This window comes from Mesomycoplasma ovipneumoniae, from assembly GCF_038095975.1.
Taxonomy (GTDB): Bacteria; Bacillota_I; Bacilli_A; order Mycoplasmatales; family Metamycoplasmataceae; genus Mesomycoplasma; species Mesomycoplasma ovipneumoniae_C.
Window position 1 is genome coordinate 473,697 of record NZ_CP146003.1, and the last position, 15,181, is coordinate 488,877.

At 29.4% G+C, this 15,181-nt stretch carries 8 protein-coding genes and 1 pseudogene; 8 read left to right on the forward strand and 1 reads right to left on the reverse strand.

The features are described from left to right. Positions 1-747 precede the first annotated feature (747 nt). From V3255_RS01730 to V3255_RS01745, 4 genes are all read left to right on the forward strand, one after another. On the forward strand, positions 748-1,677 hold the full coding sequence (locus tag V3255_RS01730) for a 2-oxo acid dehydrogenase subunit E2 (RefSeq protein ID WP_337897414.1): 930 nt from the start codon (positions 748-750) through the stop codon (positions 1,675-1,677). Then, entirely contained in the window at positions 1,677-3,512 is a 1,836-nt protein-coding gene (lpdA, locus tag V3255_RS01735) for a dihydrolipoyl dehydrogenase (protein ID WP_337892377.1), read from the forward strand. Before V3255_RS01730 ends, lpdA begins: the two co-directional genes overlap by 1 nt. Positions 3,513-3,876: 364 nt before the next feature. Then, entirely contained in the window at positions 3,877-6,762 is a 2,886-nt protein-coding gene (locus V3255_RS01740) for a P97 family adhesin (protein WP_341516294.1), read from the forward strand. A 22-nt stretch (positions 6,763-6,784) separates the two neighbouring features. Beyond that, positions 6,785-9,685 carry a P110/LppT family adhesin N-terminal domain gene (locus V3255_RS01745; RefSeq protein WP_341516295.1) on the forward strand — a complete coding sequence of 967 codons (2,901 nt, stop codon included), beginning with the start codon at positions 6,785-6,787 and terminating at the stop codon, positions 9,683-9,685. A gap of 233 nt (positions 9,686-9,918) precedes the next feature. Here V3255_RS01745 and V3255_RS01750 read toward each other — a convergent pair. Continuing rightward, positions 9,919-10,202, reverse strand: a pseudogene (locus V3255_RS01750) (IS1634 family transposase); the annotation flags it as partial. A gap of 359 nt (positions 10,203-10,561) precedes the next feature. On the opposite strand from V3255_RS01750, the gene V3255_RS01755 reads away from it, so the two are divergent. Genes V3255_RS01755 through V3255_RS01770 form a run of 4 tightly spaced genes read left to right on the forward strand, consistent with a single transcriptional unit; the run spans position 10,562 to position 15,165 of the window. Further along, a complete protein-coding gene (locus tag V3255_RS01755; RefSeq protein ID WP_337903085.1) occupies positions 10,562-11,938 on the forward strand; it encodes a hypothetical protein in 1,377 nt (458 codons plus the stop codon). Between the two features lie 8 nt (positions 11,939-11,946). Continuing rightward, positions 11,947-13,299, forward strand: coding sequence for a replicative DNA helicase (gene dnaB / locus V3255_RS01760; protein ID WP_337903086.1), 1,353 nt, complete (start codon positions 11,947-11,949; stop codon positions 13,297-13,299). 15 nt (positions 13,300-13,314) lie between these two features. Further along, on the forward strand, positions 13,315-14,271 hold the full coding sequence (locus V3255_RS01765) for a hypothetical protein (RefSeq protein ID WP_341516296.1): 957 nt from the start codon (positions 13,315-13,317) through the stop codon (positions 14,269-14,271). Positions 14,272-14,289: 18 nt separating this feature from the next. After that, the gene (locus tag V3255_RS01770) at positions 14,290-15,165 is read left to right on the forward strand and encodes a hypothetical protein (protein ID WP_337903089.1); all 876 of its coding nucleotides are present in this window, start codon (positions 14,290-14,292) and stop codon (positions 15,163-15,165) included. Positions 15,166-15,181: the final 16 nt, after the last annotated feature.

Here is a 15,181-nt window from a genome sequence, read left to right on the forward strand (position 1 = left end):
TGGACAAATCTTCAAGGAATTCAACATTCACAAAAAAGCAGCCTTAAATAAACTTTAAAAAACAGATTAATTACCCCTTGAGTTTTAACCAAGGGGATTTTTATTATTTTAAAATTAACCCTTTGAAAAAAAAAAAAAAAAAAATGTTTGGTCTAAGAAAAAATTGTGTTATAATAAACAACATTAAGAATGAATTAATAAATTGATATTGAATTAGTGAGGATTTGATTATGTTTTTAGTTTGAAAAAATTAAATATTGCGAATTTTCCATCATATTTTTAAATATGATGCAATGCCTTAAATTTGACCGTTTAGAAATCTACAAATTTATGGCTTTTTCTTTTGGCTCTTTCAAAACTTCACATATTTTTTTAGGCTCAATTTAAATAAAAAGAGTTTTCTATTTGCATTGAGTTTAAATAGTAGTTGTATTTTTTATGGTTTTTGTCAGTGTATCCATAAATTGATTTTTTGCAGTGTTTTAGCTAAAAAAGTAGTTTAAAAATTTCATAATTTTGCTTTTTAAGGTAAAACTAACCAAAAATAAGTGATTTTTAGTCTAAAAATTTAAAATACTAAACTTTTTTGTTAATAAAAAACTTTCATGCTGGAAAATTTGAAAAAATTCTTTTTTTTGCCAATTTTTAATGTATAATTAATTGTTGTATTTTTAATTAAGTATCTTTATTTTTTTATCTAGACAACCCGAAAATCTTTATATTTTAAATTATTAGTTTGGAAATTATATGTCAAAAATTTTAGCAACCCCAAAAGCAAGAGCGATGGCTAAGCAAGCAAATATCGATCTTGCTGACCTTAAAATTGAAGGACGAAAAATTGAGTCATCCGATGTTGAGAATTATCTAAATTCTCTAAAATCTTCGCCTGCTCCTACAGTCGAAGCTCCAAAAGTTGAGGCTCCTACTCCAAAAACCCAACCAGCCTCAACAACCACGGTAAGTTCAACATCAAAACTAGATGGAAGACGCGAAAAAATTGCTCCAATCCGTAAAGCGATTGCAAGAGCAATGACAAATTCATGAAATTCTGTTGCTTACGTTAATTTAGTAAACCAAATTGACGTAACAGATCTTTGAAAACTTCGTAAATCTGTTTTAGAATCAGTGCAAAAAACAACTGGGATAAAACTAACATTTTTAGCTTTTATTGCAAAAGCCATTTTAATTGCACTTAGTGAATTCCCAATTATTGCTGCAAAATACGATGAAGCTGCAAATGAAATTGTCTATCCTGATACTATAAACTTAGGTTTGGCCGTTGATACTGAAGCTGGTCTTATGGTTCCAGTAATAAAAAATGCCCAAACTCTTTCAATCGTTGAAATTGCCAGCGAAATTGTTAGACTAGCTAAAGCAGCTCGTGAGCGTAAAATCAAACCAAGTGAAATGCAAGGCGGATCATTCACTATTACTAATTATGGATCTGTTGGTTCTCTTTATGGTGTTCCGGTAATTAATTATCCAGAATTAGCTATTGCTGGAGTTGGTGCAATTATTGATTCTGCCGAAGTTAAAGACGGACAAATTGTTGCAGCCAAAATTATGCATTTAACAGTTGCAGCCGATCACCGTTGAATTGATGGAGCTACAATTGGTCGTTTTGCCGCAAGAGTTAAAGAATTATTAGAAAAACCAGAAATTTTAGGAATTTTATAATGTATAAATTTAAATTTGCTGACATTGGAGAAGGACTCCATGAAGGAGTTGTTGCCCAAATTTACAAAAAAGAAGGCGACCAAGTTAATGAAGGTGATTCGTTGTTCTCAGTTGAAACTGACAAAATTACCGCTGACATACCTTCGCCAAAAACCGGAAAAATTGTTAAAGTTTTAATGTCTGAAGGTGATACAATTCACGTTGGTCAAGAAATTTATTATATTGATGATGGATCAGGTGATAGCGATGTTCCCGAAGTTAAAACTGAAGAGAAAAAGGAAGAAGAAGCAAGTGGAGCAAGTGTTGTTGGTGAAGTAAAAGTAAGCAATGATCTTTTAAGTTTTGATTTTGGTCCAAAAAAATCAACAGCAAAACCAGCAAAAACTCCTGCCCCAAAAGTTGAAAAAGCACCTGAAAAACCTACCTCTTCTGCAAATACTGGCAAAGTTTACCAAGGTAAAATTGACCAAGAATTTGATGTAATTGTTATCGGTTCAGGGCCTGGTGGTTATCTTGCAGCTGCTGAGGCTGGTAAAAATGGTTTATCAACTCTAATTGTTGAAAAAGAATATTGAGGTGGTGTTTGTTTAAATGTTGGCTGCATTCCAACAAAAGCAATGTTAAAAACTGCCGAAGTTCTTGATTATGTAACTCACTTTAGCGACTATGGACTTGAAGGAAAAACTGATGTAAAAATTTCCTGAGAGAAAATGCACCAACGAAAAACTGAAGTTGTTAACAAATTAGTTGGTGGAGTTAAGGCGATTGTAAAATCGGCAAGAGCTACAAGCATTTTTGGTGAAGCCAAATTCCTAGGTGCGCACGAAATTTCAGTTGAAGATAAAGTTTATCGTGGAAAACATATCATTCTTGCAACTGGATCGCGTGACCGTAAATTGAATTTACCTGGTTTTGAGCAAGGTTACCAATCTGGAAAAATTTTAACTTCAAAAGAAGCAATTAATCTTGAAGAAAAAATTAGTTCAATTGTAATAATTGGTGGCGGTGTTATTGGTGTTGAATTTGCCCAAATTTTTGTCGCTGCTGGAGTTAAGGTAACAATTTTACAAAATCTTCCAAGACTTTTAGCAAACCTTGATGGCGAAATTTCACAAATTATTACAAAAAACTTAACTGACCGTGGTGTTAATGTTGTCCTAAATTCTAATATTATTAGCTATGAAAATGATAGTATTATTTACGAGCTTGACGGAAAAAGACAACAAATTAGCGCTGATAAAATTTTAGTAAGCATTGGTCGTGAGCCAAATTCTGAAGGTCTTAGTGAAGTTGGAGTTGAACTTGATGCTCGCAAAAGTGTTGTCGTTGATGACCAATGTAGAACAAATGTTGACGGAGTTTATGCAATTGGTGATCTTTGTGCAAAAGCAATGCTAGCCCATGTCGCTTACCGTCATGCCGTTGTTGCAGTAAGTACAATAACCGGAAAAGGTGAAAAATATAACGATAAAACCGTTCCAGCTTGCGTTTATACTCACCCTGAAATTGCTTCAGTTGGTCTAACTGAAGAACAAGCAAAAGAACAAGGTTATGATTTTGTAGTTGGAAAAGCTAGTTTTGCTCACATTGGTAAAGCAATTGCTGCCGGAGATGCCCACGGATTTGCTAAATTAATTGTTGATAAAAAATATGGCGAAATTCTTGGTGCTCACTTTATCGGTCCAGTAGCTACTGATATGATTTCAGAAATTGTCGTTTCAATGGATGCTGAGGTAACAATTCATGAACTTGCAGCGGCAATTCACCCACACCCTACTTATAGCGAAGTAATTTGAGAAGCAGCCCGTGCTGCACAAGCAAAACTAAAAAGATAAAATCAAAATTAGTCAACTCAATTGATTTCTTCAAAACATCAAAAAAGGAAATTATTCATTTAATTTCCTTTTTTTTAAATTAATGCAAAAAAACCAAAAATTTTAAGCCGTTTATTTTTGTCTACCATTTTATTTTTGCTTTTTTTAAATTTGCCCAAATTCTTGTGCAAAATGCAAAATTTTAATTTTTAACCTTTAGATTCCCAATTTTTTATCTATTTAAATTTGTCTTCAACTCTAAATTTGTATTGCTTTATTTTGATAGACATTTTTTGAATTTCTGGAATAAATATACTATTTTATAAAATCTCTTTGTTTTTTTTTTTTTTTGCTAGAATTTTTTATAAAAAACTTAGGAGGAAGTGTGTCAAAGAGTACAATCACTAAAAAACTACTAACTAAAAAAAATATTTTTCTTTTAGGGCTAAGCACTATTGCTGGTGGAGTAATTATTGCCACTCCGCTACTCGTTTTTGCAAATTTAGAACTAAAAAACCCCCGAATTGATGTGCAAAACCAAGCAAAATCAATTTCTTTTATTAGTATAAAGGATAAATATTTAAATGCTAATTCTGACTATTTAGATCTAAAAAAGAAACTTTTGAACGACGATAACACTAAAAAAACTGACATTGATTTAACAGATTTTTTTGATTTTTACCAGACCAATAACTCTAGCATTCCTGTTAATTTTTCAATCGATCATAATTGAAAACCTTTCAAACTAGAAATTTTTGATATCAAACCTGATGATAATGAGCAAACATTCGAGGTTTTTTGGCGAGTTTTACAAAAATTAGACGACAATAAAACAGCAACTTCTGACTTATTTAAACAAAAAGTTGCTTATAATTATGTTCCAGATTATTCGCTTTCTAATTTTTCTACTTACTCAGAAGACCAACTCAAAAAATTAAGACCTTACACAAATAGTGAGGTTAATTTTTCATTCAAAAAAGAATTAACCAAGCTAATTTCAGTTGAAGATTTCCAAACAAAAGTTAATAGCGCAAAAAATGACACTGAAGCTAGAGAAATTATTAGTAAATATTTTAACCTTGATGAGACAATTTCACAAATTTTTAATAATAAAAGCTTTTACTTTGAATCTGAAAGTGGTATTCAAAAGCCTCGCTATGATATAAATTTGGTAAAAGATCAAATTATAACTGATCGATATTTAGTAAAAACAGCAACTCCTGGGGTTTATAAATTAACCTTTGTTGCCCAGTTTTCTTCTGATTTTTCAAAGGAAATTGCCGCTGATATTAATAAGAATTCCAAATTTTTCCTTACAACTCAGCTCAATTTAAGTAATTCTTTCCTTGATAATTCAATTAGTGATGACATTGTTTTAAGCGAATTTTCTGATAGTGATTATTTTGCAATAGATAATTTTAGTCAAAATAATTCAACTTTAATTACAGGGTGAGATTTTCTAAATTATTATAATAATGAAATTTTTGCAACCAAAGAAAATCGCGCCGATTTTCTTAATTCACTTATTGAAAAAATGGTAAAAACACCACTAATATCAAAAATTAGATTCGAAAATAAACTAGCAAATTTAGATTTTAACCAAATTTCAAAATTTTTAGATGTTCAAATAAAATTAGATACTGAACAAGTTAATTTAGATTTTAAAGATAACAATGTTGTAGCCCAAATTAATGGTGATATTGTTATAAAAGATAAAAGAAATGATAAAATTGTTGCTACAAAAAAATTCTCACAAAGTATTAAAAATTTTGAAATATTAGCTCAAAATGACCCTGATTTTGCAGCATTAGTTGACAAAAGCGGTTTGGTTATTGAACCAAAAACCCAAGTGCCAACAAATCCAATAGGAATTCCAAAAGACGAATTATTAGCGCTAATTGAGTCAAATAATTTCGATAAATTAAAGAAAGTTCTTCAAAATTCTCGTTATTATGGTTTTAGATTTGACGAAACTCAACTAAAATCAATGATTGATAGTTATAATTTACCAACTGTTGAAGATTTAATTAAGAACTCAAATGTCGATGATGCAGCCTCTAAAGGGATAACATCAATTTATTCTAATTACTTTAATAGTGATGAGAAAATTTCACAATTTTTGTCATTTTTATCAAAACAAGACGTTAGTTTTGTTGCAAAATATTGGTTTGATTATCTTAAACATTTTGGATTAATAGAATCTGGATCAAACTGGCCGGAAAATTCTAATACTAATGAATTATTTAAAAAATTAAGTGAAATTAAAATTAAGCCTACAAAACAACCGCGTGGTCAAATTGATGAAGAAGGTGAGCTAAAAGTTTGACTTTTTTCATTTAACTATGGCTTTTTAGATTTAAATAAACCTCTTGAAAATGGCTTTTATATTAGTGATGAGCTTGAAAATACGCTTAATTTGATGAAAACAAATTCATCTTTTAGTCCTGAATATTTTATAAAACAGATCGAATTACAATCAAATCAATTAACTAAACCTAATTTTTCAAGCACAGATGGTAAAAATAATATTGAAAATCTTACCGATTTTCTTGCAGCTTTTTATTCATTAGCTTATTCAAAACAAAAGAGTCAAAAACTTTTTACTGGTAATTTTGGTAAAGATTTTAATTATAAAATTCAATTTAGTCTGGAGCCTAATTTAGCAAATGTTGATGCTTTAGAAAAATCAAATGACCAAAATTTAAAAGTAAAATATTGATACAATATTGGTCCAGTTGATAAAAATGGTGATCTAGTTAGCGTTATTTATCAAACAAAAAAATCAGAAATTGAACTAAAAATCAATTCTGAGAATAAACTTTTAAGCGACCAAGTTGATAAATTAGATGAAATTGCCTCAACTTTTTCACCAAATTCACAAATAGTTTTCTTAACTAAAGAAGATTTTGAGATTGTTAAAACTCAAATCAATCTCGCTATCTCAAAATCAAAGGAAAACGAGCCAGTATCTGTTGATAAAGAAGTAGAAAAACTACCTTTTACTAGTTATTTAACCTTTGAACACAAAGATATAGATTTAGGCTTTTATGTAATAAAAAAACCAAAACAGACTGAAACAGACACAACAGCAACACAAACTACTACCGACACTGATATTACCGGTGTACTTGAGAAAATTCCTAACACTGGAAACCGGATTCAACATAATTTATTTTTATACCTTTATGATAAAAATAATCCTAAAAATTTCTCAAGTCAACCTATCCGCGTTATTATCATGGAGCATACAACTTCTCTATTGTTAAAATAGGAAAATTATAAAGGAAATTATCATGAAAAAGATTAAATTAAATCATATAATTTTTGCAATTATTGGAGTTAGCGCGGTCGTTAGTGTTTCTGCCAGTGTTCCGTATCTAATCTCCTTACAGTCAAAAAATTATAATTCAAAATTATCGGAATTTGACGAGAAATTAGCTAATGCTACAAATCTAAATGTTAATTCAGAATTTAACACGACCGAATTTGACAGCCTAGTTGCTAATTTAAAACTTAAGTCAAAATTTGCTAAAAAATTAAGTGCTTCTGATGCACTAAATTTGCATTTTGATAAGGCATACAATTTTGACTTAAATAATGCAATTGACTTTAGTGAAATTAGTCAAAAATATCCAGGCCTAAATTTCAGATTGGTTGTTCCTAGAAGTCAATCAGAAGTAAAAATTGAGTCAAATAAAATAAAAAATCTTGCTGTTAATATTTCAAATTCAAGTAAAAGCATAAATTATACAGCAAGTTTTGACTTAGATTTTTCAGATCATGATAAAACCTTGAATTTTTCAGCCCAAAATTTGAGTGCATCAATTAGTCTTCTAAATCAAGATTTTTTAGAAGGAAAAACCGCAACTGAAATTGCTATTTTGTTTTATAATGAATTTAAGGAAAATTTTGAAAAAACAAAAAATTCAAGTTCAGCATTATTTGCAACATTTTCTAAATTTGGCGGAATTTCCTTTAGTATAAATTCTGAACCGGTTTTTGTTTTTCCTTCCAATTTTGAAATAAAACCTGATTTACAAGATGAAAAATTAATGTTCACAAATATTGACGATGTTAATAATAAAATTGATTTAGCATTAACTTTATTTGATAAAAAAACACAAAAAAGTAGCAAATTAACACTTAACTTTGTCGATGTGCCTAAGAAAGCTGACCAAAAAAAATCTTCTGAATTTTTAAAAATCTTTAAGAAAAATTATAAATTTAACTCAACTATTTCGAAATATTTAGCACAAAACAATCTTAGCGTAGCAGAATATTTTACTCAAAATCCTCAAAGTTTAAATCTTGAGCAGTTTAGTTCTTGATTTACTTCAAATTCAAGTTCAAGTTCAACTGAAAATGCAAGTGAAAACGATAAATTTCTAGAAGAAATTAAAGATTTAATACCTAATTTTAGCCCAAAAAGTGTCACTTTTTCAGTAAAAGAAAACAAAAATGATCCTAAAAATTCTAATATTGTCAATGTTGGACTAAATATTGAAGGTAATTTTAGTGATGGAACCTTGCTTCCTTTAGGTCTAAAACTTGGCGAAGATAACACTTATACTTTCAATTTTGAACTAGAATTTGATACAAACGAAGAAATTTATGGTGCACATTTTATAAATGCAATTGAGAGTTTTGACAAACAAGGATCAGAAAATATTGACAATTTAAGCTTTGAAATCAAGAAAGACTTGCCAATTACAGTTTTTGCTTCGACAATTGATGATAAAATCCAACCTTTTTTAAATAAACCTTACGATATAAAAAATATAACAACCCAACTAGCCCCTTTTTTCGAGGCTCTTAATTTTTTTGCAACAAAAAGTAATAAAGTTAATCAAACTCCAATAACTTCAAGCACTGATGACACTGCTGATCAGACCACTGAAGGTTCAGTTACTTCTACGGCTGTTCCTGCAAATGTTAGCGCTTTAGCGACCTTATTCCAAGAAACATCAGAATCAAGTTCGACTCCCTCGAGCACAAATTCAACTCCTACAGCTCCAGATACAACTACCCCTCCAAGTGATCAATCTTTAGGTGATTACCTAAGAAAACTTCTTGGAAATCTTGAAAAATCTAATCTTCCTGAGGGCACTTCTATTTCTATTTCTGCAAATCATCAAGATGAAACCTATGAAATAAATCTTAAGATTAAAACCCCTAATGGAATTGAAAGAAATTTAACAGTTGAAATTGATGATGTAAATCAAGATAATAAACTTTATAAATCTTTCTCTGATAGCGTAAAAACACACCTATTTTTAGATTGAAAAACTAATGTTGAAACAGAAGAGGAATCTTTAGAAGATGGTCAAAAACAGCAAGTTGTAAAATCAATTTCAGCCGTTAATAATCCAAATTTTAGATTTAAAATAAATCCGGCTCCTTCAGATAAATCAAAAGAAAAAGTTCATGTTGATGAACAAGAACAAGGTATTTATCTAGCTGAAGGCGGGATTTCCTTGGACAAAGCTGTAAGTAGCAACACAGATCTAAAATTAAAAGACGGCACTTCCTTCCTTTATGCTTTTAAACCAAAAAAATTACCCAAAATAGATTTTTTCCAATATTTTTTACTAAAAACAGGTGAACAAGCAAATGATTTTAACTTAGTTATTGAAAAGCAATTCAGAGTTCCCGATGTTTTTAAAATTGGTGCTGATTTTGTCCCTAAGCCGCCGGCTCAAATTTTTCGCGACAATAATGATGGATTTCTAACAACCGATAAAGAAGGATTTCGATCAACATATAATGGTGAAATTACAGTTGCAATTCAAAAGGGTACTATGAGAACTGTAATAGGAATTGATCCAAAAAATCCTCACAATGATTTTCATGATTTTCTTAATAATTCTAGGTCCACTATTATTTTAGGCGTGGATATTGAAAAAAAAGATAGCAAATCGATTATGAATATTAAGTTTTATTCTACCGAATCTGACGATGCTAAAAAACCAATTTTTACTTGAAGTCGCCAAATACCAGATGTTGCAAAAATAAATTTTGGAAAAGATTTTACTTTTGGAACCACCAAATCAAAAATCCAAGAAGAAATCGACAAACTATCTTTAAGAACATCTGAAACAGGAATCACCTTTAAAGGTTTTGTTTTTTTTGACACACCTCAAAGTGAAGAAGAATATAATAAACTTTTTGAAAAATTTAGATCTGAATATCTCTAATAACAAATTTTAATTATAAAAAAACCTCGTAAAAACGAGGTTTTTTTTATAATTAACCAATAAAATTTAGAGACAAAACTAATTTAAGTAAGACAAAACCTTTTTTTAACCATTAAAATAAATAATCAGAAAAAATAATCCCGAGTTTCCCAGTTTCATAAGGTAATTTTAAAAAAGCATCTGGTTTTAGGCAGTTTTTTAAGTTTTTTGGTAAAAGTTACTTACAATTTTTTTTAGCGATTTATTAAGATACCAAAGTAAAAATCATACCTATTTCAAATATTCGGGTCACTAGGAACGCCATCTCGATTTTTAAATGTTATTTGCTGATTTAAAGTGTTAAATTCAACCCTTTGCCTTAATTTTTGCAACATCGTTACTAAACCAACTTCAGTTAATTGATTGTTTTCAAATAACTTGTTTCAAATTTCACGTTTGAAATTTCCTTAAAATATTTAGGTTTTTTGCCAAACAATTTGTTTACTTCAATAAAACCATCTTTATTTTGTTTTTTCATAATCTATAATTATACCATAAAATTACTTAAAATGCTAGTAAATGCTAGTAATAAAAATTAAGATTTTAAAATCAAAAAACACTGATTTACGGGTGTTTTTTCATATTTATATTCACTAAAAAGTGAATTTTTGCCTTAAAACTGGGAAACTCGGGAAAATAAATAATCAGAAAAAATAATTATCTGAGTTTTTTAAACTTATTTAGTGTATAATTTAATTTTATTTTCTAGTTTGCTCCTTAACTAATTGGACCAATCTAATCGATTTTTTCTAAAAAAAATCGTAAGCTGTTAAAATTTGTGATCACGATCCTTTGAGAAAAGGATCTTTTTTTTGCAAAAAAATCAGAGGTGTTAGGATGAAGAAAAATGATATTTTAGCAGTTTTGATCAAGAAAACACCTCGTGGAGATTCACGTAAACAAGAACTCGTTGATTATTTCAATGATGTCTTCAAAGAAAAAAATTATTTGTATTACATAAGCAGATTATCAGCGAACATAACTGTTGATTCTGAGACATTGCACAAAATGTGAGATTTGGAAGAAGATAAAAGCCCAGCAAATTTTAAGAAGTTTGTTCAAGGCATTTTAGAAGAACAAAAAGCAAATAAAGACAAATACAAACTAAAACTTTTTCAAATTTTAGCCAAAAATCAGACAAGAATTGTTGATACTGAAGTAGCGGATCAGGAAATTGGAGAACTCTCAAATAATCAGGCAATTTGACCATATATTTTCAGTTTTAGAAATTACGATCTTATTGCCAAAAATCAGTTAATAAGTTTAGAAGATTTTGCAGACTTTGTCGCACCTGAAATGACTAAGTGGTTGAAAAGAAATTTTTTAGACTTCAATAATTTAAACATTTATGGGGCCGTTCATTTTAACACAGATCATCCGCACATACAGTTTTGGATTTCAGAAAAAAAGCCAACAAAAAAACACGACAAAACAGTTCGGTTTGATAAACGCGACAAATTCGATATAAAAAGACGTGACCTAGAACTTGAATTAGAAATCAAACTTTTACAAGGTGCCCAAGTTAAATCTGATACAAAACTTTCGAGAAATGATCAAAAAGAATTAGAGCAAAAAATTTTAAATTTGCAAAGCTCAAAAAAAGAATATATTTCGAAACTTAAAAAATTTGATTTTAATGAAATTAAAGACAGCGGAGAAATGAAACTAGCAGAGTCGCTAATTGATAATGAAAAAGATTTATACGCGGCAGTTCAAAAAGCCAGAGATGCTAAACAACTAACAAGTTTGATGCTATCTACTTCAGACATGACCGATATTATTGAAAAAATTACCCGGACGGAACAAGATATTTTATTTCAAGAAAATTCATCAAAGTACTACAAATTTTTAAAACCAGAGCAAAAACAAATTATTGAAGATATTTACAAAAAAGTTTTAAAGTCAGATTACATTTTGTTTGATAAAAAAAATAATTTTGATTCAGCTCTTAACGAAGTCAGAAAATTTGAGAATAACTATAACGATGCTATTTCACATAAGGCAAAAAGAATAGTTAAAAAAGAAGAAAATGAATTATTTATGGCCTCACGAAATTTTATCTTAAAGCAAGTCAGAAAATTTTATGGGCTTGATAAAAAACAAAATATCAGAAGAGCAAAACGCACTTACCAAAAGCCTGAATACAAATGAGACCCGAAGATTATTTATGCTTTCAAAAAGTGAAAATATAAATTGAATAAGATAATGAAATAGGAGTAATTATGAATAATTCACGATATACTTCTCCTGATATTGAATCATTTGTTGTTTCTTTTTTACTTTCAAATCCAAAAAAAATAATTAATTATATTGACTTAATTAAGTTTGAAAATTTTAGTGATCCAAGACTGGCAGAAGTTGTAAAAGCAATTAAAAGTGTTTCTACTAATAATCCTGAGCCTGAGGTTAATTTGGTAGTTGAAGAATTGGCAAAAAATCAAAAGTTGGAAAAAATAGGTGGTAAGTCATTCATAATTTGACTTTATAACAATAACTTTTCTTTGCCATCTGAAATAAAATCACATTTAGAAATTATTGCAGAAAAACAAAAACTGCGTGAATTAAGAAAAATAGTTCTTGAGGCAGGTAAAAATCTTGATAATGGAACACAAAAATCAACAAGTATTTCTACTGAAATTATCGAGAAAATTAATGTTTTAGAGTCAAGTCATCAAGTTCAGACTTTTTCAAATATTCATGATATAGTCACAGAAGTTTTTAATTTTATTGTTGAACTGAGAACAAGTCCAAGTGCACTTCGGGGTATCTCAACTGGTTATGATAATTTTGATGTTGTAACTTCTGGTTTTCAAAAAGGTGATCTAATCGTTTTAGCAGCTCGTCCGTCAGTTGGGAAAACGGCTTTTGCCCTTAATTTGGCATGAAATGTTTGCAAAAGTCAAAAATCTGTTTTATTCTTTTCACTTGAAATGTCAAAAAATGATTTAGGGATGAGACTCTTATCACTGGTTTCAGGAATTGGTGGAAATAAATTTAAAAGGCCAAAAAATCTAACCCCAGAAGATCTACAAAGAATTCAACTTTCAATTTCTAAACGATTAAAAAATATTAAACTAACAATAAATGACTCAGGTTCAATTAATATCGACGAAATTGTCAATGAAGTTTTAAAACGACACCGCAACAACGAAGTTTTTGACTTAATAGTTATTGACTACCTGCAGTTAATAAACTCGCAAAAAAAAGAGCAAAATTATAACCGAACTGTTGAAGTGTCGATTATTTCCCGAAAATTAAAACAACTAGCAAGGGCAGTCAATACTCCAATTATTGCCTTAGCTCAACTTTCAAGAAATGTTGAAAGGCGTGAAGATAAAATTCCAATGCTTTCAGATTTGCGTGAGTCAGGAGCTATCGAACAAGATGCTGATATTGTGTTGTTTCTGCATCGCGAAGATTATTACAACAAAAAAGAATATAGTGTAGAAAGCAGTGAGCCAAATACAAACTTAATTATTGCAAAACATCGAAATGGCGCTGTTGGAAAACTATTATTTCATTTTCTGCCAGAAGTTGGTTCTTTTATTGAAGTTATCGAAGCAAAAAGGGAATAAAAAAGAGGTGTGCCAATGGACTTTGAATATAAAACAAAAAAAAAAAATAACAGGGTGGTGTTGGTATACAATGAACTAAAATTTTGAAAAAAAATTTTTGGTAAAGACCAAAAATTAAATGATTATACCTATTATAAGTATTATTCAAATTTTGACAATAGTAATCCATTTGGAAATAGTAATATAGATCTCACGTGGCGGCCTAATATATATGACTTTACTATTTTTTTGTCTAATAATAAAGAAGCATATTATCACTTTAGCACAAAGGGTATGTTCGGAAATATTCATCAAGTTCTTAAGCATTTTTTATTTGATCAAAAAAAAGAATTTCATTCCCTAGCCTGACTTTATGATAAAACCCCACCTCCTGGCTTGGCATCTGAACTTGCCCGTTTGACCGAAGAAGAACGTGAAAAATGAATATCTAAAACAGGCAAAGTCGACTGCACACTTGATGGTCGCTGTGAGAGTGTTTATAAAAATATTAATAATGAAAAAAAGTGAATTTTAGAAAATGATATTGCTAATTTGAAAATTAGTGACCAGGAAAAGTCAAAAATTTTAGAAAATAAGTTTAAAGTAATTCGTTTTGACAATTACCGGCAGAAAATTAAATATCACTACTATATAAAAGACTCGACATTAGCTTTGGAAAGAATATTTATTTTAAATAGAAAAGTTTATAGAAATATGCCCCAAACTGCTTATGAAATTTTCTCGATGTACGAACCAAAGTCCAATTTCAACTTAATTGACAACTTAATAGTCAAATATTGAACAAATTATCCTGAAATTCATAATAGCGATCAAAAAACTAGGTATAAGGCAATAGCAAAATTTGCCAATGACATTAAAACAGGAAAAATTCGTGAGCCAGAAGTTGAACTTCTTGGGTTTGGCAAAAGTCAAAAACAAGACTTAAATCAAGTTCAGACTAACAAATTTGAATCACCAAAACTAAAAATGTAGTTTAAAAAAGGAGTAAAAATGTCAGACATAATCGAACTAGAAATCAAAAATTTATGATCCGGTGAAAAAGAAAGACTTTTTCAACAGTTAGCCGGTAAGCCTAATAAATTTGACGAAGTTCCAAAATTAGGAAAAAAATATCCTAAAAGAGTTCAACTCAATAAAAATTATAAAACCTTTGAAAAATATGCCGAAAACGTCTCAAATTTATCAGAAGAACAAAAAAAAGAAAAACTAGAAGAATATCAAAAGTGACTTGATTTTAATAAATATAACAAATACAAGTTTAATCCAGAATTTTTATCAGGCGCTACGCAATATTATGACGAGCTTGATCAAGTTTTAGGAGCATATTTTAAAGATTATCCTGATGAATTTATTACCTTTCAATCTGATTTTAAGCATAGCGTCTATAACAAAACGTTAAAACAACACGACTTTAAAGATTTTGATTACAAAGAGGTTATAAAAGATTTAACCCAAGAGCAAAAAGACGAAATAGTAAGTAAAATCCCGCGGTTGTTTATGGAACTTGCACCACAACTTGGAGTTGACGATATTTTATTAGATACTATTGATCCAGAAACAGGAAAATTTTCTGAACTAAAAGAAAATTTATATGACGGACAAAAAAATAAGCATGCTCTACTTGTTTATCCCCGCGGTGGAAGCTATTATATTCCATTAAAATTGTTTAAAGATGATAATCAACTTATTTATTATGCTTTAAAACAACCGGTCAGTGCCAATGTGCTTCTTCATGATTTTAATGAAATTCTTAATCCTAAGCACAAAGTTAATGAATGAATTATAACAAATCATGAGCTTGAATTAACTCAAAAAGATGATTTAGAGAAAACTCAAAAATTTGATGAACCTAAACTAAAAAAGTAATTTAAAAAATTAAAGG